The sequence below is a fragment of the Micromonospora sp. NBRC 110038 genome (assembly GCF_020884815.1).
Taxonomy (GTDB): domain Bacteria; phylum Actinomycetota; class Actinomycetes; order Mycobacteriales; family Micromonosporaceae; genus Micromonospora; species Micromonospora haikouensis.
The window spans coordinates 127,442-151,398 of record NZ_BBOL01000004.1 but is presented as its reverse complement, the minus strand read 5'-3'; the positions used below and the strand labels follow the sequence as shown (position 1 = coordinate 151,398).

Below are 23,957 nucleotides of genomic sequence, written 5' to 3'. Positions count from 1 at the left end.
GGCAGGGGAAGGGGGCGGATGTGAGCCAGCAGGCCACCGGGGAGCCGGGCACGGAGGGCGGTACGGGACGTTCGGCCGGGCCGCTCGACGAGGTGGACCGGCGCATCCTCGACGAGCTGGCCCGCGACGGGCGGATCTCCATCCGTACCCTCGCCGAGCGGGTGCACGTCTCCCGGACCAACGCGTACGCGCGGGTGGAGCGGCTGCTGCGCGACGGCGTGATCACGGGCTTCCGGGCCCGGGTCGCGCCCGAGCCGGCCGGGCTGGGCACGTCGGCGTACATCGCGCTGACCATCCAGCAGAACACCTGGCGGGAGGTGTCGGCCGAGCTGGCCCGGGTGCGCTACGTCGAGCACGTCGCGCTGCTCAGCGGCGAGCACGACGTCCTCGCCCTGGTCCGGGCGCCGGACAACGCCACCCTGCGGGACGTGGTGCTGGACCGCGTGCAGGGCATCGCCGGGGTGTTGTCCACCCGCAGCTGGCTCGTCTTCGACGAGTTCGAGGGCACCCGCAGCCCGTGGGCGTGAGCCGGACTCAGTGTGGCGGCGGGGCCGCGAGGCCGGCGCGGTCGGCCAGCTCCAGCAGCGGCTCCAGCGAGAAGCGCGGGCCGTCCAGGCCGGCGTGCGGGTCGCCGCGCTCGGCGAAGCGCGCGGGCAGGGTGAGCACGTCGAAGTCCTCCGGCCGGGCGTCGTCCAGCTCCGCCCAGTCCAGCGGCGCGGAGACCAGCGCCGCCGGGGTGGGCCGGATCGAGTACGCCGAGGCCATCGTGTGGTCCCGCGACATCTGGTTGTAGTCGACGAAGACCGGCCGGTCCCGCTGCTCGCGCCACCAGGTGGTGGTGACCAGGTGCGGCAGGCGGCGCTGCAGCTCGCGGCCCAGCGCCAGCACCGCCCGGCGGCAGTCGCCGAAGCCCCACCTCGGCTCGATCGACAGGTAGACGTGCAGACCCCGCCCGCCGGTGGTCTTCGGGTAGCCGACCAGCCCCAGCTCGGCCAGCACCGCCCGCAGCTCGCGGGCGACCGGGACCACCTGCGCGAAGTCGACCCCGGGCATGGGGTCGAGGTCGACGCGGAGCTGGTCGGGGCGTTCGGTGTCGGCGGCGGTGACCGGCCACGGGTGGAAGCGCAGCGTGCCGAGGTTGGCCGCCCAGATCACCACCGCCAGCTCGCCGGGCGCGACCTCGTCGGCCGTGCGTCCGCTGGGGAACGTCAGGTGGGCGGTGCGCACCCAGTCGGGCGCGCCGGCCGGCAGCCGCTTCTGGTAGAACGCGTCGCCCCGGTTGCTCTGCCGGGTGGCGATCCGCGCGCCCTCGAACACGCCCCGGGGCCACCGCTCCAGCATGGTCGGGCGGTCCCGCAGGGCGCGCAGGATCCCGTCGCCGACGGCGAGGAAGTAGCGCACCACGTCGAGCTTGGTCAGGCCGCGCTCCGGAAAGTACGGCTTGTCGGGGCTGGAGACGCGGACCACCCGCTCCCCGACCCTGATCTCCTGCGCCGCCGTGGCCACGACTGCCACCGTACGACGCCGCGCCGACGGGCGCAGGCAGGTCGGGGGCGGTGCGGCGGGCGTGCGGCGCGGCCCGGCGCGGTCAGGGCCTGCGGGCCACGCAGCCGTACTGCGGGACGATGGCCGGATCCTCGCCGTCGTCCGGCCGCCACCGCGCGCACGACACCAGGCCCGGCTCCACCAGCTCCAGGCCGTCGAGGAACCGGGCGATCTCCGCCCCGGTGCGCGCGCGGATCGGGGGCGCGGCGTTGGCGTTCCAGAACTCCATGGCGGGCACGTTCGCCTCGCCGCCCAGCTCGACGGTGGGATGGGTGAGCGCCAGGTAGCTGCCCGGGGGCATCGCATCCATCAGCCGGCGCACTATCGCCACCGCCTCGTCGGTGTCGAGGACGAAGTTGAGGATGCCCAGCATCATCACGGCCACCGGCCGGTCGAAGTCCAGCGTCCGGGCGGCGGCGGTCAGGATGGACGCCGGGTCGTGGACGTCCGCCTCGACGTAGTCCGTAGCGCCCTCGGCGGAGCTGGTCAGCAGGGCGCGGGCGTGCACGAGGACCATCGGGTCGTTGTCGACGTAGACGATCCGCGCGTCGGGGGCGACGGCCTGCGCGACCTGGTGGGTGTTGTCGGCGGTCGGCAGGCCGGTGCCGATGTCGAGGAACTGCCGCACGCCCGCCTCGCCGGCCAGGTGCCGCACGGCGCGGGCGAGGAAGCGCCGGTCGGCCCGGGCGACCTCCCCGATGACCGGGAACATCGCGCGGACGTGGTCGCCGACCCGACGGTCCGGCTCGAAGTTGTCCTTGCCGCCGAGCCAGTAGTTCCACACCCGGGCGTTGTGCGCCACCGAGGTGTCGATGGGCTCGACCCGTTCGCCGTCGCGAACCCCGACGTCGCCGGACTCTGACACGAAAACTCCTCGGCTGTCGCGGATGTCCGGTCAGCCTAGCTCCGCGCCGGGCGGACGATCGGGCCGGGTCAGGACAGCAGCGCCACCCCGACGGCCATCAGCGGCAGCGAGACGAACAGGAAGATGCCGACCCCGGTGAGCACCCGCCCGCCGCCCGCGTCCTCCCGCTCGGGGGCCAACCCGAAGGTCGACCGGGCGGGCAGCATGCCGATCCGGCTCAGGGTCAGGTCGCCGGTGAGCCCGAGCAGGGTGCCGACGACGATGAGCGCGACGCCGAGCCGGAAGACGAACTCGCCGCCGCTGACCGCCGTCCACACGCCCGCGGCGGCGGCGACCGCCACCAGCGCGACGACGAACAGCACGAGCGCCTCGCGCAGACCCCGGACCACCGTCATCGCCGCGCACCCCTCTCGGCCGGCCCGCGGCCGGCGCCCGTCGACACCCGCGCCGCCGGGGCCACCGGCGGCGCGGGTGACATTCTGCCGGGCGTACGGCCACGGCGCTGCCCCGTGCCGCAGGTGCGCGCCGGCCGGGTGGACGCGGTCCACCCGGCCGGCGCGGCCGACTCAGCTCTTCTCGCGCTGGAGCCGATCCATCAGCATCTGCTTGCCCTGCTCGCCCGCCTTGCGGTTGTTCTCCTGGATCTTGCGGAACCAGGTGGCGAGTTCCTTGTCGCCGCGCTCCTCGGCGTCGGAGATGTAGATCTCCATCCGGTAGACGTGCTCAAGCGACATCTGCAGCGCGTGGATCAGGTCGTAGTTCTTGTCCCGCACCGGACTGCTGATCTCCCTGACCATCGTGGCCACGGCCAACCTCCCCGTGTCTCGGCTACCGTTCGGTCCCGCTTACCCGCCGGGCCCGGTCGTACGCGCCCACCCCCGCGCGGCGGGCGGGGATAACCTCCGCCGTCCCGCCCCGTTGTACACGTCGCCAACTGGTCGATATCAGGGGAAACGGGGCATCGGATGCGCTTACCAGTCACGCCGGAAGGGTCCGCGCGGTCGACCTTCCGGGGAGACATCGAGGGGCTGCGCGCCCTAGCCGTGGTCATGGTCCTCGTCGGCCATGCCGGGCGCGACCTCGTACCGGGCGGCTTCGCCGGCGTCGACGTCTTCTTCGTCATCTCCGGATTCCTCATCACCGGCCTGCTCGTCGCCGAACTCGAACGCACCGGCCGGATCTCCCTGCCCGGCTTCTACGCCCGCCGGGCCAAGCGCCTGCTGCCCGCCGCGGCTGTCGTGCTGGTGGCCAGCCTCCTGCTCACCTGGCTCCTGCTGCCCCGCACCCGCTGGGCCGACACCGCCTGGGACGTGGTGGCCAGCGCCGCCTACGGGCTGAACTGGCGGCTCGCCGTCCAGGCCACCGACTACTGGGCCGCCGACGCGGCGCCCAGCATCGTCCAGCACTTCTGGTCCCTCGGCGTCGAGGAGCAGTTCTACCTCGGCTGGCCGCTGCTCCTGCTCGGCCTCGCCGTGCTCGGCGGCCGTCGCCGGCTGCGCCGGGGGGCCCTGATGGCCGGCTTCGCCCTCGTCGCGCTGCCCTCGTTCGCCTGGTCGGTCCACACGAGCCAGACCGACCCCGGCCCGGCCTACTTCGTCACCACCACCCGGCTGTGGGAACTCGCCCTCGGCGGGGCCGTCGCCATCGCCGGCACCCGCCTGCAGCGGCTGCCCCGGCCGCTGGCCGCCGTGATCGCCTGGGCCGGACTGGCAACGGTGGCCGCGTCCGCCTTCCTCGTCGACCCCGACCGGGCCTTCCCCGGCTACCAGGCGCTGCTGCCGACGGTCGGCACCGCCGCCGTGATCGCGGGCGCGCAGGCCGCCGGTCGGTTCGGCCCTGCCGGGGCGCTCGGGTGGCGGCCGATCCGCGCCGTCGGCGCGTTGTCCTACTCGCTCTACCTGTGGCACTGGCCGCTGCTGATCGCCGCCGAGGCGCGGTTCGACGAACTCAGCACGCAGGCGGCCCTCGGCGTGGTGGCGTTGTCCGCCGTGCCGGCCGTGCTCACCTACCGGTTCGTGGAGAACCCGATCCGGATGTCCGCGGCCCTGCGGTGGGAACCGGCCGCCGCCCTGCGCGTCGGCGCCCTCTGCACGGGCGCCGCCGTCGCCGCCGGCCTGCTGTTCCAGCTCACGGTGTGGCCGCCCCGGCAGCGACCCGCGCTGGCGACGACCCTGCCGCCGCTCACCTCCTCCAGCGACCCCGCAGCGCCGGCCGGTCCGCCCGGAGCAGCCGTGCTGCGGGCACAGCCGGCCGGCGACCCGGCGGGTCGGGCGGTCAACCAGGTGGCCTCGATCGTCCCCGACCCGCAGGTGGCCGCGTATGACGGGCCGGGCGGGACCCCTGGTGAATGCCGGGCCGCCCAGCACGATGACGTGGTGGAGCCATGCAGCTACGGCGACCCGAACTCACCCGTGACCGTCGCCCTGGCCGGGGACTCGCACGCCGAGCAGTGGCTGACGGCACTGCGCCGCATCGCCCCCGCCGACGGGTGGCGCGTGGTGTCTTACACCAGGTACAACTGCCCGTTGATCAACATCGAGGTGTCGCGCAATCCTGGCCCCGACACCGAGTGCACCCGATGGAACCGGGCTGTGCGAAGCGCACTCACAGGTCCCGGGAAACCAGCTCTGCTGCTGACCAGCAACACCGCCGACTATCATCCTGCCGGAGCCGACGAGGTCCCGGCCGACGAGATCGACGAACGGATCACCTCGGCCCTGCGCTCAACGTGGCATGAGCTGACCGACGCGGGGGTGCCCGTCGTCGTGCTCCGCGACACCCCCTACCAGGACAAGGCGACGCCCGACTGTGTCGCGGCGAACCCGCGCAAACTGACCCGGTGCGCCACACCCCGCAAGGAGGCTCTAGCGGCGGGGAGCGGGGACATCCAGGAGGCGGCCGCAGCTCGCCAGCGCGACGTGCACCTGGTCGACCTGAACGATGCGATCTGCCCCACCGACCCCTGCGCACCGGTCATCGGCGGAGTCCTCATCTACCGGGACCAGCACCACCTCACCGCCACCTACATTGCCACCCTCGCCGACCGCCTCCGTCCCCACCTGACCAGGCTGTTGAAGTAGGCCACGGGGCCGCTTCGGCTGACGCGGGCCAGGGTTACCGGTCTGGGCGGCCGGGTACGGTGCGGCGCATGGCGGAACTGGCAGCGCTGTGGATCGTGCGCCACGGCGAGAGCACGGCGAACGTCGCGGCGACCGAGGCGGAGAGCACCGGGGCGGAGCTGATCGGGCTGACCCACCGCGACGCGGACGTGCCGCTGTCCCCCACCGGCGAGCAGCAGGCCCGGGCGACCGGGCGCTGGCTGGCCGAGCTGCCGCAGCGACGGCGGCCGGACGTGGCGGTCGTGTCGCCGTACCTGCGGGCCGTGCGCACCGCCGAGCTGGCCCTCGACGGGACCGGCATCCCGGTCAGCCGCGACGAGCGGCTGCGCGACCGGGAGCTGGGCGTCCTCGACGGACTGACCGGGCACGGCGTCGCCCGCCGGTTCCCCGACGAGGCGCGGCGCCGGGCCCGGCTGGGCAAGTTCTACTACCGGCCGCCCGGCGGCGAGTCGTGGACGGACGTGGCGCTGCGGCTGCGCGGCCTGCTGGGCGACCTGCGCCGGGACCACGCCGGCCAGCGGGTGCTGCTCTTCGGCCACGACGCGCTGGTGTTCCTGCTGCGCTACCTCGTGGAGGGGCTGACCGAGCCGGAGCTGATGGCGCTGACCGGTCGGCACGTGATCGCCAACTGCTCGGTCACCGGCTGGACCGCCGACGCCGGGGGCCGGCTCGTCCCCGACACGTTCAACGACGTCACCCACCTGCACCGGCAGGGTGCCCGCCCGACCAGGGAGGACGAGGTCCATGCCGAACCGGTCTGAGGTGATCACCCCGGCGCTGCTGCGCCGGTGGGCGCTGCCCGTGCCGACCGGGGGCAAGGAGGCCAGGGGCACGGTGCTGGTCGTCGGCGGCTCCCGGTTCACCCCCGGCGCGGTGCTGCTGGCCGGGGTGGCCGCGCTGCGGGCCGGCGCGGGGGTGCTGCAACTGGCCGCCGCCGAGTCCACCGCCGCCGCGCTGAGCATCCAGGTGCCGGAGGCGCTGGTCGTGGGCCTGCCCGAGACCGGCGACGGGGCCGTGGCGGGCCGCCCCGGCGACCCGCTGGACGGGCTGGTGGCCGACGCCGACGTGGTGGCCGTCGGCCCCGGGCTCACGGACATCGACGCGACCGGGGAACTGCTGCGCGGGGTCCTCGACGCCGCGCCGAAGCAGACCGCGCTGGTCCTCGACGCGTACGCCCTCGGCGCGCTCAGCCACGCACCGGACCTGCTGGTCGGCTCGGGCCGCCCGGTGGTGCTGACCCCCAACCTGACCGAGGCGACGCACCTGCTGGGCCGCGACCCCGGCGACGACCTGGACGCCGAGGCGGCCGAGCTGGCCCGCCGGTACGACGCCGTGGTCTCTCTCTACGGCCACATCGCCGCACCGGACGGGCGGTGCTGGCGGGAGGAGAGCGGCGACGCGGGGCTGGGCACCTCCGGCAGCGGGGACGTGCGCGCCGGGCTGCTGGCGGGCCTGCTGTCCCGGGGCGCCGAGCCGGCGCAGGCGGCCTGCTGGGCGGCGTTCGCGCACGCGGTCAGCGGGCAGCGTCTGGTGCCCCGGTTCGGCCGGATCGGCTTCCTCGCCCGCGAGCTGCTCGACGAGATCCCGCACACCCTCGCCACGGTCTGACCACACCCCTGGGCGGTGTAACGCCGCCCGGGCTCCCGACGCTCATCCAGCGGAGGCGGGCGTCCGTCCGCCTCCCGCCGGCCGCGTCCCCACCAGGGGCGCGGAGCCGGCTGGAACAGCCCCTGGGAGTCTGTGTGAAGAACCTGCGTCGCAAGACCCTGGCCGCCGCGTCCGCCGTGACGCTCGGCGTCGGTCTCGCCCTCACCGGCGGACTGGCCCCGGCGGCGGCCGTCGGCCCCGACACCACCTTCCTGGTCCTCGCCCCGCAGGGTGCGACGACCGACGCCGCGGCGGCCCGGGTCGCCGCCGCGAACGGCACGGTGGTGGCCAGCTACCACCAGATCGGCGTGCTCGTCGCCCGGTCGGCCAACCCCGACTTCGCCTCGGCGGTGAAGGGTGCCGGCGTCGAGTCGGTGGCCGCCACCACCGGCCTCGGCAGCGCCCTCGACGAGGGCGAGACCGTGGAGGTCTCGGCGGCCGACGCCGCCGCGGCCAGCGGCGACCCGACCACCGAGCCGCTGTACGGGCAGCAGTGGGACATGCCGATGATCGGCGTCCCGCAGGCCCACGCGATCACGACCGGCAGCCCGGACGTGGTCGTCGGCGTGCTCGACAGCGGCATCTCCTCCAGCCACCCGGACCTGGCCAGCCAGATCGCCAGGGACAAGAGCACGTCCTGCGTCGGCGGTGTCACCGACACCACCGAGGCCGCCTGGAACCCGACCACCTCCGACCACGGCACCCACGTGGCCGGCACCATCGCCGCCGCGATCAACGGCGTCGGGGTGACCGGCGTCGCCCCGGGCGTCAAGGTGGCCGCCGTCAAGGTGGTCAACGACGACGGCTACATCTTCCCGGAGGCCGCGGTCTGCGGGTTCGTGTGGGCCGCCGAGCACGGCATGCAGCTGACCAACAACAGCTACTACATCGACCCGTGGGAGCTGAACTGCCGCAACGACGCGCGCCAGCGTCCGGTGTGGCAGGCCGTGCAGCGGGCCATCCGGTACTCGCAGAGCAAGGGCGTGCTCAACGTGGCGTCCGCGGGCAACTCCAACTACGACCTCGCGCACAAGATCACCGACGAGGGCAGCCCGAACAACGGGACGCCCGAGACCCGCGAGAACCTCACCAACGCCTGCCTCGACCTGCCGGCCGAGGCGCCGGGCGTGGTGACCGTGTCGGCGGTCGGCCCGACCGGGGACAAGAGCTACTACTCCTCGTACGGGCAGGGCGTCGTCGACGTGACGGCCCCGGGCGGCGACACCCGGTTCCGCACCCAGGGCACCCGCTCGACCAGCACCGACGCGATCCTGTCCACCACCTTCAACACCGCCACCCGCACCAACGGGTGGGGCTACAAGCAGGGCACCTCGATGTCCGGTCCGCACGCGACCGGCGTCGCCGCCCTGGCCCTGTCGGCCCACCCGGGGATGACGCCGGGGCAGCTCGCGTCGTTCCTGGAGCGCACCGCCGTCGCCCGCTCCTGCCCGGCGGGCGTGTACAACCCGGTCCCGCTGATCCCGACGGGCCCGCACGCGTACGACGCGACCTGCTCCGGCGGGGCCCGCAACGGGTTCTACGGCGCGGGCACCGTCAACGCGTACAACGCGGTCAAGTGACCGCCTGACGGTGAAGCGGTGGGGCCCGGCGTTCGCCGGGCCCCACCAGCGTGTTTCGGGCACCGGCGCGCGCCGCTGGCCGGGCCGCACCGGCCGGGGCGGGCGACGGGACCGTCCACCGATCGGGTGACGCCTGTTTCCGCTGGTGACCTCGGGGTACCGGTCGATCATCAGCCGAACTTAGGAGGTCACCGGTGTCGACCGATGCCATCGTCGTGCTCAAGGAGGACCACAAGGAGATGCGCCGCCTGTTCAGGGCCTTCCAGGATGCCCAGGACGGGCCGGCGAGTCAGCGGCAGAAGCTGGTGGGGCAGATCCTGGAGGCCCTCACGGTGCACACCTACCTGGAGAACGAGGTGATGTACCCGGAGGTCCGCAAGCTGCTGCCGGACCTGGAGGACGACATCCTCGAGTCGTACGAGGAGCACCACGTGGCCGATCTGCTCTGCGCCGAGCTGGCCACCATGGACGCCGACGACGACCACTTCAACGCCAAGACCACGGTGCTGATCGAGAACGTGGAGCACCACGTCGAGGAGGAGGAGCAGGAGTGGTTCCCGAAGGTGCGGGAGGCGCTCGGCCGCAGGCAGTTGCAGGAGATCGGCGAGCGGATGCTCGCGCTGCGCGCCGACGCCCCGCGCAGCCCCACCGCCCCGAAGGCGATCAAGAAGGCGCTGGACGCGGTCACCGCCTGACCGCGCCCGGCGCGCGATTCTTGGACGGTTGTCGTCCGCTCGTGACGACAACTGTCCAAGATCCGAAGGGGGGCGGTCAGGCCGGGGGCGGGAGGACCTGGCGGAGTTGCCCCGGTGGGACGGAACGGCGTCGCCACTCGCGGGGGTAGCCGACCGACACCTCCTCGAAGCGCACCCCGTCGTGCCAGGTCGTGCGGGGGATGTGCAGGTGGCCGTAGACAGCCGCGGCGGCCCCGTAGCGCACGTGCCAGTCGGCGGTGGCGTCGGTGCCGCACCACTGGGCGAAGATCGGATAGCGCAGGATCCGGGTCGGCTCACGCACCAGCGGCCAGTGGCTGACCAGCACCGTCGGCAGCGCCGGATCGCGGGCGTCGAGCCGCGCGGCCGTCTCGGCGAGCCGGGCCGCGCACCAGTCCTGCCGGCTCGGGTACGGGTCCGGGTGCAGCAGGTATTCGTCGGTGCAGACGATGCCGGTGGCGTACGCCTCGGCCAGGGCCGCCTCGCGGGTGTCGAGGCCCTCGGGTCGCCAGGTGTAGTCGTAGAGCAGGAACAGCGGCACGACCAGCGCCGGCCCGCCGGGGCCCCGCCACACCGGGTACGGATCCTCCGGGGTGACCACCCCCAGGGCGCGGCAGACGTCCACCAGGTGCCGGTAGCGGGCCACCCCGCGCAAGGTGACCGGGTCGCTCGACGGCGTCCACAGGTCGTGGTTGCCCGGGGCCCACACCACCTTCGCGAAGCGCCGGCTGAGCAGGCCCAGCGCCCATTCGATGTCGGCCACGGTGTCGGCGACGTCGCCCGCGACCAGCAGCCAGTCGCCCGGTGAACGGGGGCGCAGGCCCTCGACGATCGCCCGGTTCTCCGCGTATGTCACATGCAGGTCGCTGATCGCGAGCAGCGCCCCGTCGTCCTCCCCCACCACCAGTCGATCCTACGGGAGCCGCCGGAGGCGCGGAGACCGCCGAAGGTGGTCCGGCCCGGCCCGCCCCCGGGCGGACCGGGTAGGATCGGGCCGGGCCGTGACTGGCGCGTGGGGATGGACAACCATCGGGAAGCGGTCCCGTCATCAGGACGTCTGCCGAGCGCCTGGGCCTTCCGCACGTCACCAGGAGGTCGCATGTCGTCGCCGAACGCCGAGTCCACCGCCTTCCGCAGCGCCCTCGAGGTGATCCGCGCCGTCGAGCCCCGGGTCGCCGACGCGATCGGGGCGGAGCTGGCCGACCAGCGCGAGTCGCTGAAGTTGATCGCGAGCGAGAACTACGCCTCCCCCGCCACGCTGCTGGCGATGGGCAACTGGTTCAGCGACAAGTACGCCGAGGGCACGGTCGGCCGCCGCTTCTACGCGGGCTGCCAGAACGTGGACACCGTCGAGGCGCTCGCCGCCGAGCACGCGCGGGAGCTGTTCGGCGCGTCGCACGCGTACGTGCAGCCGCACTCGGGCATCGACGCGAACCTGGTGGCGTTCTGGGCGATCCTGGCCGACCGGGTGGAGTCCCCGGCCCTGAAGAGGGCGCAGGTGCGTCAGGTCAACGACCTGACCGAGGAGGACTGGTTCGCGCTGCGCCGCGAGCTGGGCGACCAGCGGATGCTCGGCATGTCGCTGGACGCGGGCGGCCACCTCACCCACGGTTTCCGGCCGAACATCTCCGGCAAGATGTTCGACCAGCGCAGCTACGGCACCGACCCGGCCACCGGCCTGATCGACTACGACCGGGTCGCCGAGGCGGCCCGCGAGTTCCGGCCGTTGATCCTGGTCGCCGGCTACTCGGCGTACCCGAGGAAGGTCAACTTCCGGATCATGCGGGAGATCGCCGACTCGGTGGGCGCGACGTTCATGGTCGACATGGCGCACTTCGCCGGCCTGGTGGCCGGCAAGGTCTTCACCGGCGACTTCGACCCGGTGCCGCACGCGCACATCGTCACCACCACCACCCACAAGTCGCTGCGCGGCCCGCGCGGCGGCATGGTGCTGTGCGGCCCGGAGCTGGCCGACCAGGTCGACCGGGGCTGCCCGATGGTGCTCGGCGGCCCGCTGCCGCACGTGATGGCCGCCAAGGCGGTCGCCCTGGCCGAGGCGCGTCGCCCCGACTTCGCCGACTACGCGCAGCGCATCGTCGACAACGCCCAGGCCCTCGCCGAGGGGCTGCTGCGCCGGGGCGCGACGCTGGTCACCGGCGGCACCGACAACCACCTGGTGCTCATCGACGTCTCCGGGTACGGGCTGACCGGCCGGCAGGCCGAGCAGGCGCTGCTGGACTCGGGCATCGTCACCAACCGCAACGCGGTCCCGCAGGACCCGAACGGCGCGTGGTACACCTCGGGCATCCGGATCGGCACCCCCGCCCTGACCACCCGGGGCCTGGGCACCGCCGAGATGGACGCGACGGCCGAGCTGATCCACACCGTGCTCAGCCAGACCACGCCGGGGTCGAACGCCGACGGCACGCCGTCGAAGGCCAAGTACGTCTTGGACCCGGCCCTGGCCGACAAGGTCAGCCGTCAGGCCACCGACCTCCTGTCGACCCACCCCCTCTACCCCTCGGTCACCCTGGCCTGACCACCCCCACCTGCTCGGTGATCAAGAGAAAAGCGTCAAAGTCGAGATCGACTTTGACGCTTTTCTCTTGATCACCGGGGCGGGGCGGCACGGCGGGGCGGGACGCCGGGCCGGCCCCGGAGGGCGGGCGGTCGGTGTCAGGCCATGGGGCGCTTGAGGTGGTAGCGGTGGACCTCGGTGCTGCCCTGGACGTTGTTCACGTCCTCGGCGGCGGAGACCAGCTCCCAGCCTTCCCGGCCGGCGCGGTTGAGGTGCGCGATCGCGGTGTCGCCGTACGCGGTGATGTCGGTGCGGGACCCGTCCGGGCCGTACCACACGAACGAGACGTGGAAATTGCGCCCCTGCCCCTGGTAGCGGCGGACCAACAGTGCGTACTCCCATGCGACCATGCGGTCCATTATGGCCGGTCCGCCCGGGCGCGTGGCGCACGGGGGGTGGCGGAACGACGACAGTGCGGGGTCAGCGGCGCGCCGCCGGGACGGGCGACCGGGCCAGCTCGTCGGTGATCAACGCGGCGAGCCGGTCGAGGCCGGCGTCGATCTGCGCGGGCGTCACGGCGCTGATCGACAGCCGCAGCGCGGCCACCGGCGCGGTGTCGTCGTAGAAGTGGGCCATCGGGGTCCACAGCACGCCGTAGTCCTCGGCGGAGCGGCGCAGCAGCGCGTCGTCGACGGGGAACGGGACGCTCACCACGGCGAAGAAGCCGCCCGCGGGGACGTTCCACCGCACCGGCGACGGGGCCGGGAACCGCCGGGCGAGGCCGTCGACGAGGTGGCGCAGGTTGCGGGCGTACGCGGCGCGCTCGCGGGTGTTGGCGGCGACGAGGCTGCACCCGTGGGCGAGCAGCGCCCCGCCGACGACGGCCTGGGCGATGGCCGAGGTGTTCACCGTGACCATGCTCTTGATCTTGGCGAGCTGGTCGGCGAGCGGCCCGACGGTCCCGTCGGCGTCGCGCACCCGCTGGTCGGCGACCACGTAGCCGACCCGCGCCCCGGGCAGCACGGTCTTGGCGAACGAGCCGAGGTAGACCACCCGCCGCCCGGTGTCGAGGGCCTTGAGCGTCGGCACCCGCGCCGCCCCGTCGGCGTGGAACAGCCCGTACGGGTTGTCCTCGATCAGCAGCAGGTCCTCGGCGGCGGCGAGGTCCAGCAGCCGCCGCCGGTCGGCCAGGCCGATGCTCGCCCCGGACGGGTTGGCGAAGTCGGGCATCACGTAGCAGGCGCGCGGGCGCAGCCCTTCGGCGCGGGCCCGGCGCGCCTGCTCGCGCAGGTCCGCCAGGTCGATCCCGGCCGGGCCGCCGGCCACCGGGCGCACCGGCAGGTCCACGAGCCGGGCCGCGCCGGTCAGCCCGACGTACGTGGGGGCGACGGCGAGCAGCACGTCGGCGGGGCCGGCGCGCAGCGCCCGCAGCACCAGCAGCATCGCCTCCTGGCAGCCGACCGTCACCACGATCGACTCCGGGTCGACGGTGATCTCCTCGTCGACGGCGAGGTTGCGGGCGACGAGGTCGTGGATGATGCCCTTGGTGCGGCCGTACTGGAACAGGGCGCGGTGCACCTGCGCCGGCCCGTAGCCGAGGTCGTCGGCCAGGTGGGCGCGGAACGTCTCCAGGTGCCGGTGCAGGTCGGCGACGTCGAAGAACTCCTCGTACGGGCGGCCGGCGGCCAGCGACACCGCGTCGGGATAGCGCTGGGCGACCTCGTTGAGGAAGTTCATCGAGTTCAGCGCGGGGTCGCCGACCGCCGGGTGCAGGTCGGCCACGTCGAGGTCGCAGTCGACGCGCACGTCGTCCGGGGCCACGCCCGCGCTCAGGTCCACCGGTCGTCCACCGTCCACGTTCAGCCTTCCGTGATCGTACGCAGGTCGCGGGCCTCCGCCGGGTCGGCGCACCCGGCGAGGGTGAGGGCGTCGCGCAGCTCGGCCGCGAGCAGCGCGAACGCGGCGTCGGCGCCGGCCCGCCCGCCGACGGCCAGCGCCCACAGCAGGGGCCGGCCCACCAGCACCCCCGACGCGCCGAGCGCCAGGGCGCGCAGCACGTCGACGCCGCCGCTGATGCCGCCGTCGACCAGCACCTCGCACCGGTCGCCGACGGCGGTGCGCACCTGCGGCAGCATGGTCAGCCCGGCGGGGGCGGCGTCGAGCTGCCGCCCGCCGTGGTTGGACACCACCACCGCGTCCGCGCCCGCGTCGGCGGCCAGCACCGCGTCGCGGGGGTCGAGGACGCCCTTGACCACCAGCGGCAGGTCCGTGCGCCCCCGCAGCCAGGCGACGTCGGACCAGGTGAGGGCCGAGGCGAACGCGGCGCTGGTGTGCCGGGCCACGGCCGAGGTGCCGGGCGTGCCGGCGTGCGCCAGGTCGTCGCGGCTGCCGGGCAGGTTCGCGGCGGCCACGTGCGGGGGCAGGGCGAACCCGTTGCGGACGTCGCGCAGCCGGGGGCCGAGGATCGGCACGTCGACGGTGAGCATGAGCGCGGTGCACCCGGCCCGCTGTGCCCGGTCCACCAGCTCGCGGACCATCCCCCGGTCCCGCAGCCAGTAGAGCTGGAACCACACCGGCCCGCCGGCCGCCGCCGCGATCTCTTCGACGGTGGCGCTGCTCAGGGTGCTCGCCACGTAGGGCACCCCGGCCGCGCCAGCCGCCGCCGCGAGCGCCGGCTCGCCGTCGGGGTGCACGAGCCGCTGGTACGCCATCGGCGCGACCGCCACCGGCAGGGCCTGCGCCCGGCCGAGCAGCGGGGCGTCGGTGCGGGGCCGGTCGATCCCGCGCAGCATCCGGGGCAGCACGGCCACCCGGTCCAGGGCGGCCCGGTTCGCGGCGAGGGCTGTCTCGGCGCCGCTGCCGCCGGCCACGAAGTCGTACACCTCGGGCGGCAGCACCTCGCGGGCCAGCGCGGCGAAGTCGGCGAGGCTCGCCGCGAACGGCACCGCACCGGCGGGCGCGGTCACGGTGCCGGGCGGGGCGGGCGCGGGCGGGGCGAGCGGTTCAGCCATCGACCGCGCCCGCGTCGGCCGGCACCGCCGGGGCGACGCCGAGCCGGGCGCGCAGGAACGCGGCGGCCCGGTCCTGGGCGTGCCGACCGGCGTCGAACGCCCCCGGCATGGCGAAGAACCCGTGGATCATCCCGGGGTAGCGGGCCAGCTCCACCGGCACGCCCGCCGCGCGCAGCCGGTCGGCGTAGCGCTCCCCCTCCTCGCGCAGCGGGTCGTACTCGGCGGTGATCACCAGGGCCGGCGGCAGGCCGGTCAGGTCCTCGGCGAGCAGCGGCGACGCGAGCGGGTTCGCCGCGTCGGCCTCCTCGGGCAGGTAGTGCCCCCGGTACCAGGCCACCGAGTGCCGGTTGAACAGCAGCGGGTCCTGCTCCCCGGCGGACTCGGCGGGATCGGCGGACCCCGCCGGCTCGGCGCGCTCGCGCTGGTCGGTGTTGGGGTAGACCAGCAGCTGGGCGGCCAACGCCGGCCCGCCGCCGTCGCGGGACAGCAGGGTCACGGCGGCGGCGAGGTTGCCGCCGGCGCTGTCCCCGCCGACGGCCAGCCGGTCCGGGTCGGCCCCGAACTCGTCGGCGTGCGCGGCGAGCCAGGCCACGGCGGCGTGACAGTCGTGCACCGCCGCCGGGAACGGGTGCTCGGGGGCGAGCCGGTAGCCGACCGTGACGACCTGGCAGCCCGTGGCGTTGGCCAGCCGGCGGCAGATCCCGTCGGCGGTGTCGACGCTGCCGAGGGTCCAACCACCGCCGAAGAAGTAGACCAGGGTCGGCAGCGGGCCGTCCCCGGCCGGCCGGTGCACGCGTACCGGAAGGTCACCGGCGGGGCCAGGGACGACCGTGTCGCGTACCTCGTGCACCGGCTCGACGTCGCCGCCCCCGGCCCGGATGGCCGCCAGGTCGGCCGCGCGCGCCTCGGCGAGGGTCTGGGTGTACAGCGGCGCGACGCCGGCCGCCGCGCGCGCGGCCCGGTACGCGACCACCTGCGGGTCCAGGGGCATGGGTGGGTCTCCTTTATTCGCCGGTGGTGACGAACAGCTTGTCGATGCCGCGCAGGAACAGGCTGCCGCTGTAGACGGGCTGCTGGGTGATGCGCAGCCCGGGGAAGCGGGCGAACAGCCGGGGCAGGGCGAGCTGGCCCTCCAGCCGGGACACCGCCGAGCCGAGGCAGAAGTGCAGGCCGACGCCGAAGGCCAGCGACGGCGGGCCGGCGCGGCGCGGGTCGAACCGGTCGGGGTCGGGGAAGCGGGCCGGGTCACGGTTGGCGGCGGCGATCAGCAGCATCACGTTCTCGCCCTCGGCGACCTTGACCCCGTGCAGGACGGTGTCGCGGGGCGCGGCCCGGGCCAGGAAGTGCACCGGGCTCTGCATGCGCAGCACCTCGTCGACGCAGCCCCGGGTCAGCTCGGCGTCGCCGGGCAGGGCGGCGGTCACCTCGGGGTGCTCCAGCAGCAGCGGCAGGCCGTTGCTGAACATGTAGACGGTGGTGACGAAGCTGGCGTTGAACAGGACGATGAGGTTGCTGATCAGCTCGTCCTCGGTGAGGTCGACGCCGCCGGCGTCGAGCGCCTCGACGAGGCCGCTGATCAGGTCCTCGCCGGGGGCGCGGCGGCGCTCGGCGATCCGCTCCCGGTAGTAGCCGCGCAGCTCGGCGGCGGCGGTGTTGGCCTTGGCCAGCCGCTCCGGGGTCGCCCCGGCCACGTCGAGGAAGTCGTCGATCCAGTCGACCCGCTCGCGGTACCAGGGCAGGTCGGCCTCGGGCAGGCCGATGAACTCGGCCATCACCAGCGCCGGGATCGGGTATGCGAAGTCGGCCACGAAGTCGACCTCGGCGCCGCCGGCCCCCGCCTCGGCCATCCGGTCCAGCAGCGTGTCGGTGACCCGGGTGATCACCGGTTCCAGGGCGCCCAGCCGGCGCGGGGTGAACGTCTTGGCGAACACCGCCCGCATCCGGGTGTGGTCGGGCGGGTTGATGAACATCATCGACGACTCGAAGGTGCGCAGGATCTCGTGCTGTTCCCAGCCGGGCGGGGACTGCTTGAGCCACTCCGGGTCGCGCAGCACCTGGTCGACGACGTCGTACCCGCCGGCGACGGCGCTGACGGTGCTGTGCTCGGGGCGGTTCGGGATCTCGCGGATCGGGCCCAGCTCGTGCAGGGCGGCGTAGAAGGGGTACGGGTTCTGCCGGCCCTGGTCGCTGTACAGGCCGGAGAGCAGCTCTTTGACGTCCACGGTGGTGCTTCCTCCCCAGGAAGTTGGCGACGGGGCGACGGGAGGAACACCCCCCGCCGCCCCGCCGGTGTCACAGACCGAGCAGGCGCAGCGGCACCGCGTCGGCCATCGCCTGGTTGCCCAGGTCGTTCGGGTGGATGTGGTCACCCGAGTCGTACGCCGGCAGCAGCCGGCTCGGCTGGGCCGGGTCGCGCAGCACCTTGTCGAAGTCGAGCACCCCGTCGAACTCGTGGCTGCCACGCAGGTACGCGTTGACCGCCTGGCGGGTGGCCTCCTTCTCCGGCGTCCACACCCCCGGGTTGCCGTGCCCCTCGTACGGGGTGAGCGTGGCCACCAGGCTGGTCAGGCCGCGGGCCTTGACCTGCTGGTTGACCTGCCGCAGCGAGGCGATGATCTTCTCGGCGGAGTCGTCCGACATCCAGATGTCGTTGATGCCCAGGTGGGTCACGACGGTCCGCACGCCGGTCTGCGGGAAGACGTCCTCGTTGAGCCGGGCCAGGGCGTTCGGGCCCAGCTCGTAGTAGCCGGGGAAGCCGCCCGCGCCGGGCTCGGTGCCCTCGTGGTTGAGCCGGTTGCCGGCCAGGCTGAGGTTGAGCACGCCCGGGGTACGCACCTCGGGGCGGGCGTCGATCAGCCGGTCGGCGAGCAGGTCGGGCCAGCGCCGGTTGGTGTTGACCGTGCTGCCGTTGCCGTCGGCGATGGAGTCGCCGAGGACGACGACCGAGCCGGGGCTGAGCTTGCGCTGCACGTCCACACCGGACAGGAACATCCAGCAGCAGTCGGGGCGGATGGTGAAGCCCGTCCCGCCGGCGGCACCGGTGAGGTCGGTGGCGCCGATGAACGTGGTCTGCCGCGACTGGCCGTGGAAGGTCACCGGCCCGGTCAGCTCGGGGAAGTACAGCGTGACGACCAGGTCCTCCTGGTCACCGACCGGGAGGTCGACCGGGTCGCTGAGCAGCTCCCCGCCCTTGTTCATGGTGACCGACGCGGAGCCGTTGAAGGTCAGCTCCTTCACGGTCGGCGCGGCCACGTCCGACAGGTCCGTCGGGGTGGACGCGTCCGGCCGGGCGATGGTGGCCCGGCCGACCTTCACGGCCTGCTCGCCGTAGAGGTTGCTCAGCCGCACGCGCAGCCGGGGACCGCCCACCGTGGTGTGCACGATCATCCGGATGCTCTGGTTGTTGAGGCCGGTGTTGGTCAGCCCGACCGTGTTGCCCCGGGTCACCGCGGCGGCCCAGCTGCCCGCCCACACGGGTGCGCCGGGGCGCTTCCCGGTGTCCGGGCCGGCGGTGGCCACCACGGCCGGCGCTCCCACGACCAGCGCCGTGGCCGCAGCGGCGATCACCTGCCATCTCTTCGGGGCCGTTATCAAGCGCCACTTGTTCGGAGTCGACATTGAACCTCCATGTTGGCAGCCCAGGGTCGTCCACTGACGACAGCCTCCTGGACGATGGTCCAGAAACCTAGCCGCGCCCCTGACAGGCGTCAATCAACCTGATCGACAAGATCAAATGACGTCGAGCTGCGGCCGCGCACCGATCGGCCCGGTGCCCGGCGCGGCCGGGCGGCCTACGCTCGAAGCTGGCGGCGGTGCGGTCGCCGAAGCGCGCCGCCGTCGCCGCGTCCCGGCCCTGAGCTGCCGGGACGCCGCTCGCGGCCGGTCGACGCGGGCGCCCCGCCGGGCCGCCGCCGACCGCCGCCGGAAGCTGATGGGGGCTGGCGATGACCGACGGTGCCGACCGACCGACCACCTATGTGCACGAGGCGCTGGAGCTGTTCGCCGGCTTCGGCGACCGGGAGGCTCTGGTGGGCGGCGGACGCCGACTGACCTACCTGGACGTGGCCGCGCAGGTGCGCGGCATGGCCGGCGCGCTGACGCACGGCGGGGTCCGCCCGGGCGCGGCCGTGCTGGTGATGCTCGGCAACGCGGTCGAGGGGCCACTGCTTCAGCTCGCCCTGCACCTGCTGGGCTGCCGGACGATGTGGGTCGCCCCGGTCACCTCCCGCCGCGAGGTCGACGACTTCGTCCGGCTGTCCCGGCCGGAGGCGTTCGTCTACGACGCCCGCGACGGCGACGGGCTCGGCCCGCGGATCGCCGCCGACCTGGCCGGCGTGCCCGTGTTCTGCCTCGGCCCCGGCGGCGCGGGCCCCGACCTCACCACCGCCTCGCCGGGTCCCGACGCCACCAGCGCCTCGCCGGGCCCGGGCCTCGCCGCCGCCGACCTCGACGCGGGCGCCGGGCTGCCCATCGACGTGCCGGAGCCGGAGTCGTTCCTGCAGACCAGCGGCACCACCGGCACCCCGAAGCTGGTGCACCACCGGGAAAGCTTCTACCGCCAGGTCCTCGCCCTCGCCGCCGGCTTCCGCTCCGGCGGGATCCCGCTGCTGCGGCACCTGTCCCACTCGCCGATGTGGCTGGCCAGCGGCCAGATCACCACCCTGGTCAACCTGTTCAGCGGCGGCGTGCTGTTCCTGCGCGAGCGGTGGGACCCGGCGGCGTTCATCGCCACCGTCGGGCGGGAGCGGATCAACTCGACGTTCGTCACCCCGCCGATGCTCTACGAGGTGCTCGACCACCCCGACCTGCCCGGCGCGGACTTCTCCGCCATGTTCATGTTCAACGTGGGCGCCGGGCCCGCCGCGCCCGCCCGCCTGCGCCAGGCGATCGCCCGCTTCGGCCCGGTCCTGCGCATCGTGTACGGGCTCAGCGAGGCCGTCGTGATCACCGCCCAGCCGGGGCTGACCGAGGACCCGGAGCACCCGGAGCGGCTGCGTTCCTGCGGCAGGGCGTACGGGGACGTGGCCGTGGAGATCCGCGACGCCGACGGGGCGGTGCTGCCGGCGGGCGTCGACGGGGAGGTGTGGGTGCGCACGAAGCTCAGCTTCGCCGGCTACCACGGCCAGCCCGAGCTGACCGCCGAGACCCTCGTCGACGGCTGGGTACGCACCCGCGACGTCGGCCACCTCGACGACGACGGCTACCTCTACCTCGTCGACCGGCTCGCCGACCGGATCCTCACCCGGCAGCGGAGCTGGCCGATCTACTCCCGGCCCATCGAGGACGTGCTCGCCGGGCACCCGCAGGTGCGCGCCGCCGCCGTGATCGGGGTGCCCGACGAGGTGGCCGGCGAGCTGCCGTACGCGTACGTGGTGGCGGCGCCGGGCGCGACGGTGACAGAGGCGGAGCTGATCGACCTGGTCATCGCCGAGCTGAGCGAGACGTGGGCGCCGGGCGCGGTGGAGTTCGTCGACGCGCTGCCGCTGAACCGGTCGGCCAAGGTCGACAAGCTGGCGCTGCGGGCCCGGTACGCCGCCGGCCACCCCGCCGACCAGGTCGGCAGCCCCGCGTGACGACCGAGGCCGTCCCCGAGACCGGGGCAGAGGCCGGCTCGACGGCCGGTTCCGCGGCCGGCCCGGCGGCCGTGGCGAAGGAAGGCGCCGTGGCGGAGGGAGGCGCCGTGGCGGAGGGAGGCGCCGTGGCGGAGGGAGGCGCCGTGGACCGGGAGCGGGCCGCCGCGCGGCGGGAACTGGTCACGCTCGTCGCCGCCGACCTGATCTCCAACCTGGGCAGCCGCATCTCCGTCATCGCGATCCCGTGGCTGGTGCTGACCACCACGGGCAGCCCGGCGAAGATGGGCATCGTCGCGGCGGCGGAGTTCCTGCCGTACATGCTGTCGAGTTCCCTGGCCACGCCGTGGGCGGACCGGTTCGGGGTGCGCCGTACGTCCATCGTGGTGGACGCCGCGAGCGCGGCGGCCGTGGCGGTGGTGGCGATGACCCCGTGGCTCGGCTTCGGGGCGCTGGTCGCCCTCGTCGCGGTGGCCGGCGGGCTGCGCGGCATCGGCGACCGCGTCAAGCACGTCATGTTCCGGCCGGCGGCGCAGCGCGCCGGGGTGCAGCTGATCCGGCTCACCTCCGCCTACGACGGGCTGGCCCGGGGCGTCACCCTCTTCGGCGCGGTGATCGGGGGCCTGCTCATCGACTGGGTCGGGGTGACCCGGGCCATCTGGATCGACGCGGGCACCTTCGCGCTCTGCGCGCTGCTGGTCGGGCTGCTGGTGCGCCCGCCGGCCGCCGACGCGCCCGCCGCGCCCCGGGAGAGCTACTTCCGGGCCCTGCGCACCGGGTTCGCCTACCTGCGCACCGACCGGGTGCTGCTGGCCATGCTGCTGGTGGTCTCCGCGCTGAACATGATGGCCGCCGCCAACACCGCCGTGTGGATCCCCGTATGGGTACGCGACGTGCTCGGCGACCCGGCCGGCTTCGGCCTGGTGCTGGGGGTGTTCGGCGCGGGGGCGCTGCTGGGCAACGTGGTGTTCACGATGGTCGGCCCGAGGCTGCCCCGCACGCTCGTCTTCGCCGTCGGCGCGGCGATGAGCGGCGCGCCCCGGCTGCTGACCATGGCGGTCACCGACCACCTCGTGGTGGTGCTGGTGGTGACGTTCCTGTCCGGCATCGGCATCGCCGCCGTCAACCCGCTGCTGGGGGCGACGCTCTACGAGCGGGTGCCCGACGCGTTGCAGACCCGGGTGCTCGGCATCGCCGGCTCGCTGGCGTTCGTCGGCCTGCCCGTCGGCGCGCTGCTGGGCGGCTGGTCGGTGGCCGTGCTGGGCCTCAAGCCGGCGCTGCTGGTGATGGCGGTGCTGTGCGCGGTGCTGACCGTGGGGCCGCTGCTCGCCGGGCCGCTGCGCGCGGGCCGGTCGCGCCCGGCCCCGACCCCGCCGGCCGCGCCGCCCGCCGGGTAGGGGCCTGCTCGGCATGTCGGGCGGGTGGGGGTATCCGCGCGCCGGGATACCCCCACCCGCCCGACATGGCTTCCTCGCATGTTCGCCCCGTGTTCTCCGGCGGGCCCGCGTCGCGTCGGGTGGTGCGCCTACCGTGGCCGGTCGGGTCGCACCGACTGCCTCCCCGGGCGCGACCGGACCGGCGACCCGCGAGGAGAACCATGCCGTCATCGACCGACAGCCCGGTGGCCACCGCCCGGCTCGGCACCGTGCGCCGGATCGGCGACGCCGCCGGGCACAACGCCTTCACCGACCTGGTCCGTCATCGGGGCCGGTGGCTGTGCGCGTACCGGGAGGGCGCCGGGCACCTCTCCGCCGACGGCGCGATCCGGGTGCTCGCCTCCGCCGACGGGCGGGACTGGTCCCCGGTCGCCCGGCTGGAGCGGGCGGCCACCGACCTGCGCGATCCCCGGTTCGTGACCCGGCCCGACGGCCGGCTGCAACTGCTCGCCGCGGCGGTCACCGCAACGGGAGACGACGCGGGCACCGGCGACGCGGGCACCGGCGACGTGGCCGGGCAGGCCGCAGGACGGGCCACCGGGCGCGAGGCGGGGCCGGCGACGTTCCGCACGCTGACCTGGCTGTCGGCCGACGGGCAGCGCTGGGGCGAGCCGATGCCGGTCGGCGAGCGCGACATCTGGGTGTGGCAGGCGGTCTGGCACGGCGGGGCCATGTATGGCATCGGGTACGCCACCCGGGAGCCCCGGTTCGTCCGGCTCTACCGCAGCGGCGACGGGCTCGACCTGCAACCGGTCGTCGACACCCTCTTCCTCGGCGGTTACCCCAACGAGTCCGGGCTGGTCTTCGGCCCCGACGGCACCGCCACCTGCCTGCTGCGCCGCGACCGGGAGGCGGCCACCGCCCAGCTCGGGCGGGCCCGCCCGCCGTACCGGCACTGGACGTGGACCGACCTCGGGGTGCGGGTGGGCGGGCCGGCCCTGCTCGGGCTGCCCGACGGCCGCCTCGTCGCCGGGGTACGCCTGCTCGACGGCGGCCCGCGCACCGCCGTCTGCGCCGTCGACCCGCACCGGGGCGTCCTGACCGAGCTGGTGGCGCTGCCCTCCGGCGGCGACTGCGGCTACCCGGGGCTGGACTGGCACGACGGGGTGCTGCGGGTCAGCTACTACTCCTCCCACGAGGAGCGGACCTGCGTGTACCTGGCCGAGGTGACGCTCGACGGGTAGGGGTGTCGACGCGGCGGGCGGGTCGGCTAGCGTGCCGATCATGCCGTCGAGCCGCACCGAAGCCACCGACCCGTACTGCCTGCGCGCGGGCGAGAGCGCGCGGCTGCTCGCCGGGCACCCGTGGCGGCGGTTCGTGGTGCTCGGCGACAGTGTCGCCGAGGGGCTGTGCGAGCCCGTCGACGGGTACCCGGACGTGCAGTGGGCCGACCGGATCGCCGCCGAGCTGGACGCGGCCCGCCCCGGGCTGGCGTACCTCAATCTGGGGTTGCGGGGGCTGCGGGCGCACGAGGTCCGCGCCACCCAGCTCGCCCCGGCGGTGGAGTTCGCCCCGGACCTGGCGCTGGTGGTGTGCGGCGGCAACGACGCGTTCCGCTCCGCCTACGACGCGGACGCCGTCGACGCGGAGCTGGCCGCGATGGTCACCGGCCTTCAGGCGGCGGGGGCGGACGTGGTCACGGTGGGCATGTTCGACGTGTCGCACAGCCCGGCGGTGCCGGCGCGGCTGCGGGAGGGCCTGGGCGAGCGGATGCGCCGGCTGGCGGCGCACACCCGGGCCCTGGGCGAGCGGCTCGGCACCCTGCACGTGCACCTGACCGACCACCCGGCGGTGGCCGACCCGACGCTGTACAGCGGCGACGGCCGGCACGGCAGCGCCCGCAGCGACGCCATCGCCGCCGCCGAGACGGTCCGCCGTCTCGGCGCGCACCTCGCCGCGCGCCGGTGACCTCCCCCGGCGGCGGCCCTCGGGGAGACCGCCGCCGGGGAGGCG

The 23,957-nt window shown here is 74.6% G+C and carries 22 protein-coding genes and 1 riboswitch; of the genes, 11 read left to right on the top strand and 11 right to left on the bottom strand.

Translation table 11 applies throughout. The annotated features are described in order from the left end of the window. The first annotated feature begins 92 nt into the window (after positions 1–92). Entirely contained in the window at positions 93–527 is a 435-nt protein-coding gene (locus LPU61_RS16330) for an Lrp/AsnC family transcriptional regulator (RefSeq protein WP_228986267.1), read from the top strand. Positions 528–534: 7 nt separating this feature from the next. Here LPU61_RS16330 and LPU61_RS16325 read toward each other — a convergent pair whose 3' ends face one another. The 4 genes from LPU61_RS16325 to LPU61_RS16310 all read right to left on the bottom strand — a co-directional run bounded on the left by LPU61_RS16325 (position 535) and on the right by LPU61_RS16310 (position 3,207). Continuing rightward, positions 535–1,506: a DNA polymerase domain-containing protein gene (locus tag LPU61_RS16325; protein ID WP_043968911.1), complete on the bottom strand. Its 972-nt coding sequence runs from the start codon at positions 1,504–1,506 to the stop codon at positions 535–537. A gap of 82 nt (positions 1,507–1,588) precedes the next feature. Beyond that, a complete protein-coding gene (locus LPU61_RS16320; RefSeq protein ID WP_199486171.1) occupies positions 1,589–2,410 on the bottom strand; it encodes an SAM-dependent methyltransferase in 822 nt (273 codons plus the stop codon). A gap of 68 nt (positions 2,411–2,478) precedes the next feature. Further along, positions 2,479–2,805 (bottom strand): hypothetical protein, encoded by a 327-nt coding sequence (locus LPU61_RS16315; RefSeq protein ID WP_229405382.1) that lies wholly within the window; start codon positions 2,803–2,805, stop codon positions 2,479–2,481. Positions 2,806–2,976: 171 nt separating this feature from the next. After that, positions 2,977–3,207 (bottom strand): hypothetical protein, encoded by a 231-nt coding sequence (locus tag LPU61_RS16310; RefSeq protein WP_043969572.1) that lies wholly within the window; start codon positions 3,205–3,207, stop codon positions 2,977–2,979. A gap of 168 nt (positions 3,208–3,375) precedes the next feature. Here LPU61_RS16310 and LPU61_RS16305 point away from each other — a divergent pair, with 168 nt between their 5' ends. From LPU61_RS16305 to LPU61_RS16285, 5 genes are all read left to right on the top strand, one after another. Further along, complete coding sequence (locus LPU61_RS16305; protein WP_229405381.1) at positions 3,376–5,490, top strand: acyltransferase family protein; 2,115 nt, start codon at positions 3,376–3,378, stop codon at positions 5,488–5,490. A gap of 68 nt (positions 5,491–5,558) precedes the next feature. Next, positions 5,559–6,290, top strand: a complete 732-nt coding sequence (locus tag LPU61_RS16300) for a histidine phosphatase family protein (RefSeq protein WP_229405380.1) — start codon at positions 5,559–5,561, stop codon at positions 6,288–6,290. Continuing rightward, positions 6,274–7,137: an NAD(P)H-hydrate dehydratase gene (locus tag LPU61_RS16295; RefSeq protein ID WP_043968910.1), complete on the top strand. Its 864-nt coding sequence runs from the start codon at positions 6,274–6,276 to the stop codon at positions 7,135–7,137. Before LPU61_RS16300 ends, LPU61_RS16295 begins: the two co-directional genes overlap by 17 nt. A 134-nt stretch (positions 7,138–7,271) precedes the next feature. Beyond that, entirely contained in the window at positions 7,272–8,756 is a 1,485-nt protein-coding gene (locus LPU61_RS16290) for a S8 family serine peptidase (RefSeq protein ID WP_229405379.1), read from the top strand. 194 nt (positions 8,757–8,950) lie between these two features. After that, entirely contained in the window at positions 8,951–9,451 is a 501-nt protein-coding gene (locus LPU61_RS16285) for a hemerythrin domain-containing protein (protein WP_229405378.1), read from the top strand. A 76-nt stretch (positions 9,452–9,527) separates the two neighbouring features. Here the strand turns inward: LPU61_RS16285 and LPU61_RS16280 are convergent, their stop codons facing one another. After that, positions 9,528–10,376: a metallophosphoesterase gene (locus tag LPU61_RS16280; RefSeq protein ID WP_229405588.1), complete on the bottom strand. Its 849-nt coding sequence runs from the start codon at positions 10,374–10,376 to the stop codon at positions 9,528–9,530. A gap of 84 nt (positions 10,377–10,460) precedes the next feature. Then, positions 10,461–10,550, top strand: a riboswitch (ZMP/ZTP riboswitch). Between the two features lie 18 nt (positions 10,551–10,568). On the opposite strand from LPU61_RS16280, the gene LPU61_RS16275 reads away from it, so the two are divergent. Then, the gene (locus LPU61_RS16275; protein ID WP_043968906.1) at positions 10,569–12,008 is read left to right on the top strand and encodes a glycine hydroxymethyltransferase; all 1,440 of its coding nucleotides are present in this window, start codon (positions 10,569–10,571) and stop codon (positions 12,006–12,008) included. 137 nt (positions 12,009–12,145) lie between these two features. Here LPU61_RS16275 and LPU61_RS16270 read toward each other — a convergent pair whose 3' ends face one another. From LPU61_RS16270 to LPU61_RS16245, 6 genes are all read right to left on the bottom strand, one after another. Beyond that, a complete protein-coding gene (locus LPU61_RS16270; RefSeq protein WP_043968905.1) occupies positions 12,146–12,406 on the bottom strand; it encodes a hypothetical protein in 261 nt (86 codons plus the stop codon). 61 nt (positions 12,407–12,467) lie between these two features. After that, positions 12,468–13,826, bottom strand: coding sequence for a PLP-dependent aminotransferase family protein (locus tag LPU61_RS16265; protein WP_229405377.1), 1,359 nt, complete (start codon positions 13,824–13,826; stop codon positions 12,468–12,470). A gap of 20 nt (positions 13,827–13,846) precedes the next feature. Next, entirely contained in the window at positions 13,847–14,998 is a 1,152-nt protein-coding gene (locus tag LPU61_RS16260) for an alpha-hydroxy acid oxidase (protein WP_374199685.1), read from the bottom strand. Beyond that, entirely contained in the window at positions 14,991–15,989 is a 999-nt protein-coding gene (locus LPU61_RS16255; protein WP_229405376.1) for an alpha/beta hydrolase, read from the bottom strand. The genes LPU61_RS16260 and LPU61_RS16255 overlap by 8 nt, the downstream gene beginning before the upstream one ends. A 13-nt stretch (positions 15,990–16,002) precedes the next feature. Further along, positions 16,003–17,220 (bottom strand): cytochrome P450, encoded by a 1,218-nt coding sequence (locus tag LPU61_RS16250; protein WP_229405375.1) that lies wholly within the window; start codon positions 17,218–17,220, stop codon positions 16,003–16,005. Positions 17,221–17,290: 70 nt separating this feature from the next. Then, on the bottom strand, positions 17,291–18,562 hold the full coding sequence (locus tag LPU61_RS16245) for an SGNH/GDSL hydrolase family protein (protein WP_043969569.1): 1,272 nt from the start codon (positions 18,560–18,562) through the stop codon (positions 17,291–17,293). Positions 18,563–18,942: 380 nt separating this feature from the next. On the opposite strand from LPU61_RS16245, the gene LPU61_RS16240 reads away from it, so the two are divergent. From LPU61_RS16240 to LPU61_RS16225, 4 genes are all read left to right on the top strand, one after another. Further along, positions 18,943–20,571, top strand: coding sequence for a class I adenylate-forming enzyme family protein (locus tag LPU61_RS16240; protein WP_229405374.1), 1,629 nt, complete (start codon positions 18,943–18,945; stop codon positions 20,569–20,571). Between the two features lie 125 nt (positions 20,572–20,696). Next, a complete protein-coding gene (locus LPU61_RS16235) occupies positions 20,697–21,965 on the top strand; it encodes an MFS transporter (protein WP_229405373.1) in 1,269 nt (422 codons plus the stop codon). 200 nt (positions 21,966–22,165) lie between these two features. Then, positions 22,166–23,188: an exo-alpha-sialidase gene (locus LPU61_RS16230; protein ID WP_229405372.1), complete on the top strand. Its 1,023-nt coding sequence runs from the start codon at positions 22,166–22,168 to the stop codon at positions 23,186–23,188. A 40-nt stretch (positions 23,189–23,228) separates the two neighbouring features. Then, complete coding sequence (locus tag LPU61_RS16225; RefSeq protein ID WP_043969567.1) at positions 23,229–23,912, top strand: SGNH/GDSL hydrolase family protein; 684 nt, start codon at positions 23,229–23,231, stop codon at positions 23,910–23,912. The last annotated feature ends 45 nt before the right edge of the window (positions 23,913–23,957 follow it).

Bases quoted from the DNA above. Each gene is read 5' to 3' on its own strand.
- LPU61_RS16315 (WP_229405382.1), bottom strand. From the start codon at position 2,805: ATGACGGTGGTCCGGGGTCTGCGCGAGGCGCTCGTGCTGTTCGTCGTC.
- LPU61_RS16310 (WP_043969572.1), bottom strand. From the start codon at position 3,207: ATGGTCAGGGAGATCAGCAGTCCGGTGCGGGACAAGAACTACGACCTG.
- LPU61_RS16305 (WP_229405381.1), top strand. From the start codon at position 3,376: ATGCGCTTACCAGTCACGCCGGAAGGGTCCGCGCGGTCGACCTTCCGG.
- LPU61_RS16300 (WP_229405380.1), top strand. From the start codon at position 5,559: ATGGCGGAACTGGCAGCGCTGTGGATCGTGCGCCACGGCGAGAGCACG.
- LPU61_RS16295 (WP_043968910.1), top strand. From the start codon at position 6,274: ATGCCGAACCGGTCTGAGGTGATCACCCCGGCGCTGCTGCGCCGGTGG.
- LPU61_RS16275 (WP_043968906.1), top strand. From the start codon at position 10,569: ATGTCGTCGCCGAACGCCGAGTCCACCGCCTTCCGCAGCGCCCTCGAG.
- LPU61_RS16270 (WP_043968905.1), bottom strand. From the start codon at position 12,406: ATGGACCGCATGGTCGCATGGGAGTACGCACTGTTGGTCCGCCGCTAC.
- LPU61_RS16260 (WP_374199685.1), bottom strand. From the start codon at position 14,998: ATGGCTGAACCGCTCGCCCCGCCCGCGCCCGCCCCGCCCGGCACCGTG.
- LPU61_RS16255 (WP_229405376.1), bottom strand. From the start codon at position 15,989: ATGCCCCTGGACCCGCAGGTGGTCGCGTACCGGGCCGCGCGCGCGGCG.
- LPU61_RS16240 (WP_229405374.1), top strand. From the start codon at position 18,943: ATGACCGACGGTGCCGACCGACCGACCACCTATGTGCACGAGGCGCTG.
- LPU61_RS16230 (WP_229405372.1), top strand. From the start codon at position 22,166: ATGCCGTCATCGACCGACAGCCCGGTGGCCACCGCCCGGCTCGGCACC.
- LPU61_RS16225 (WP_043969567.1), top strand. From the start codon at position 23,229: ATGCCGTCGAGCCGCACCGAAGCCACCGACCCGTACTGCCTGCGCGCG.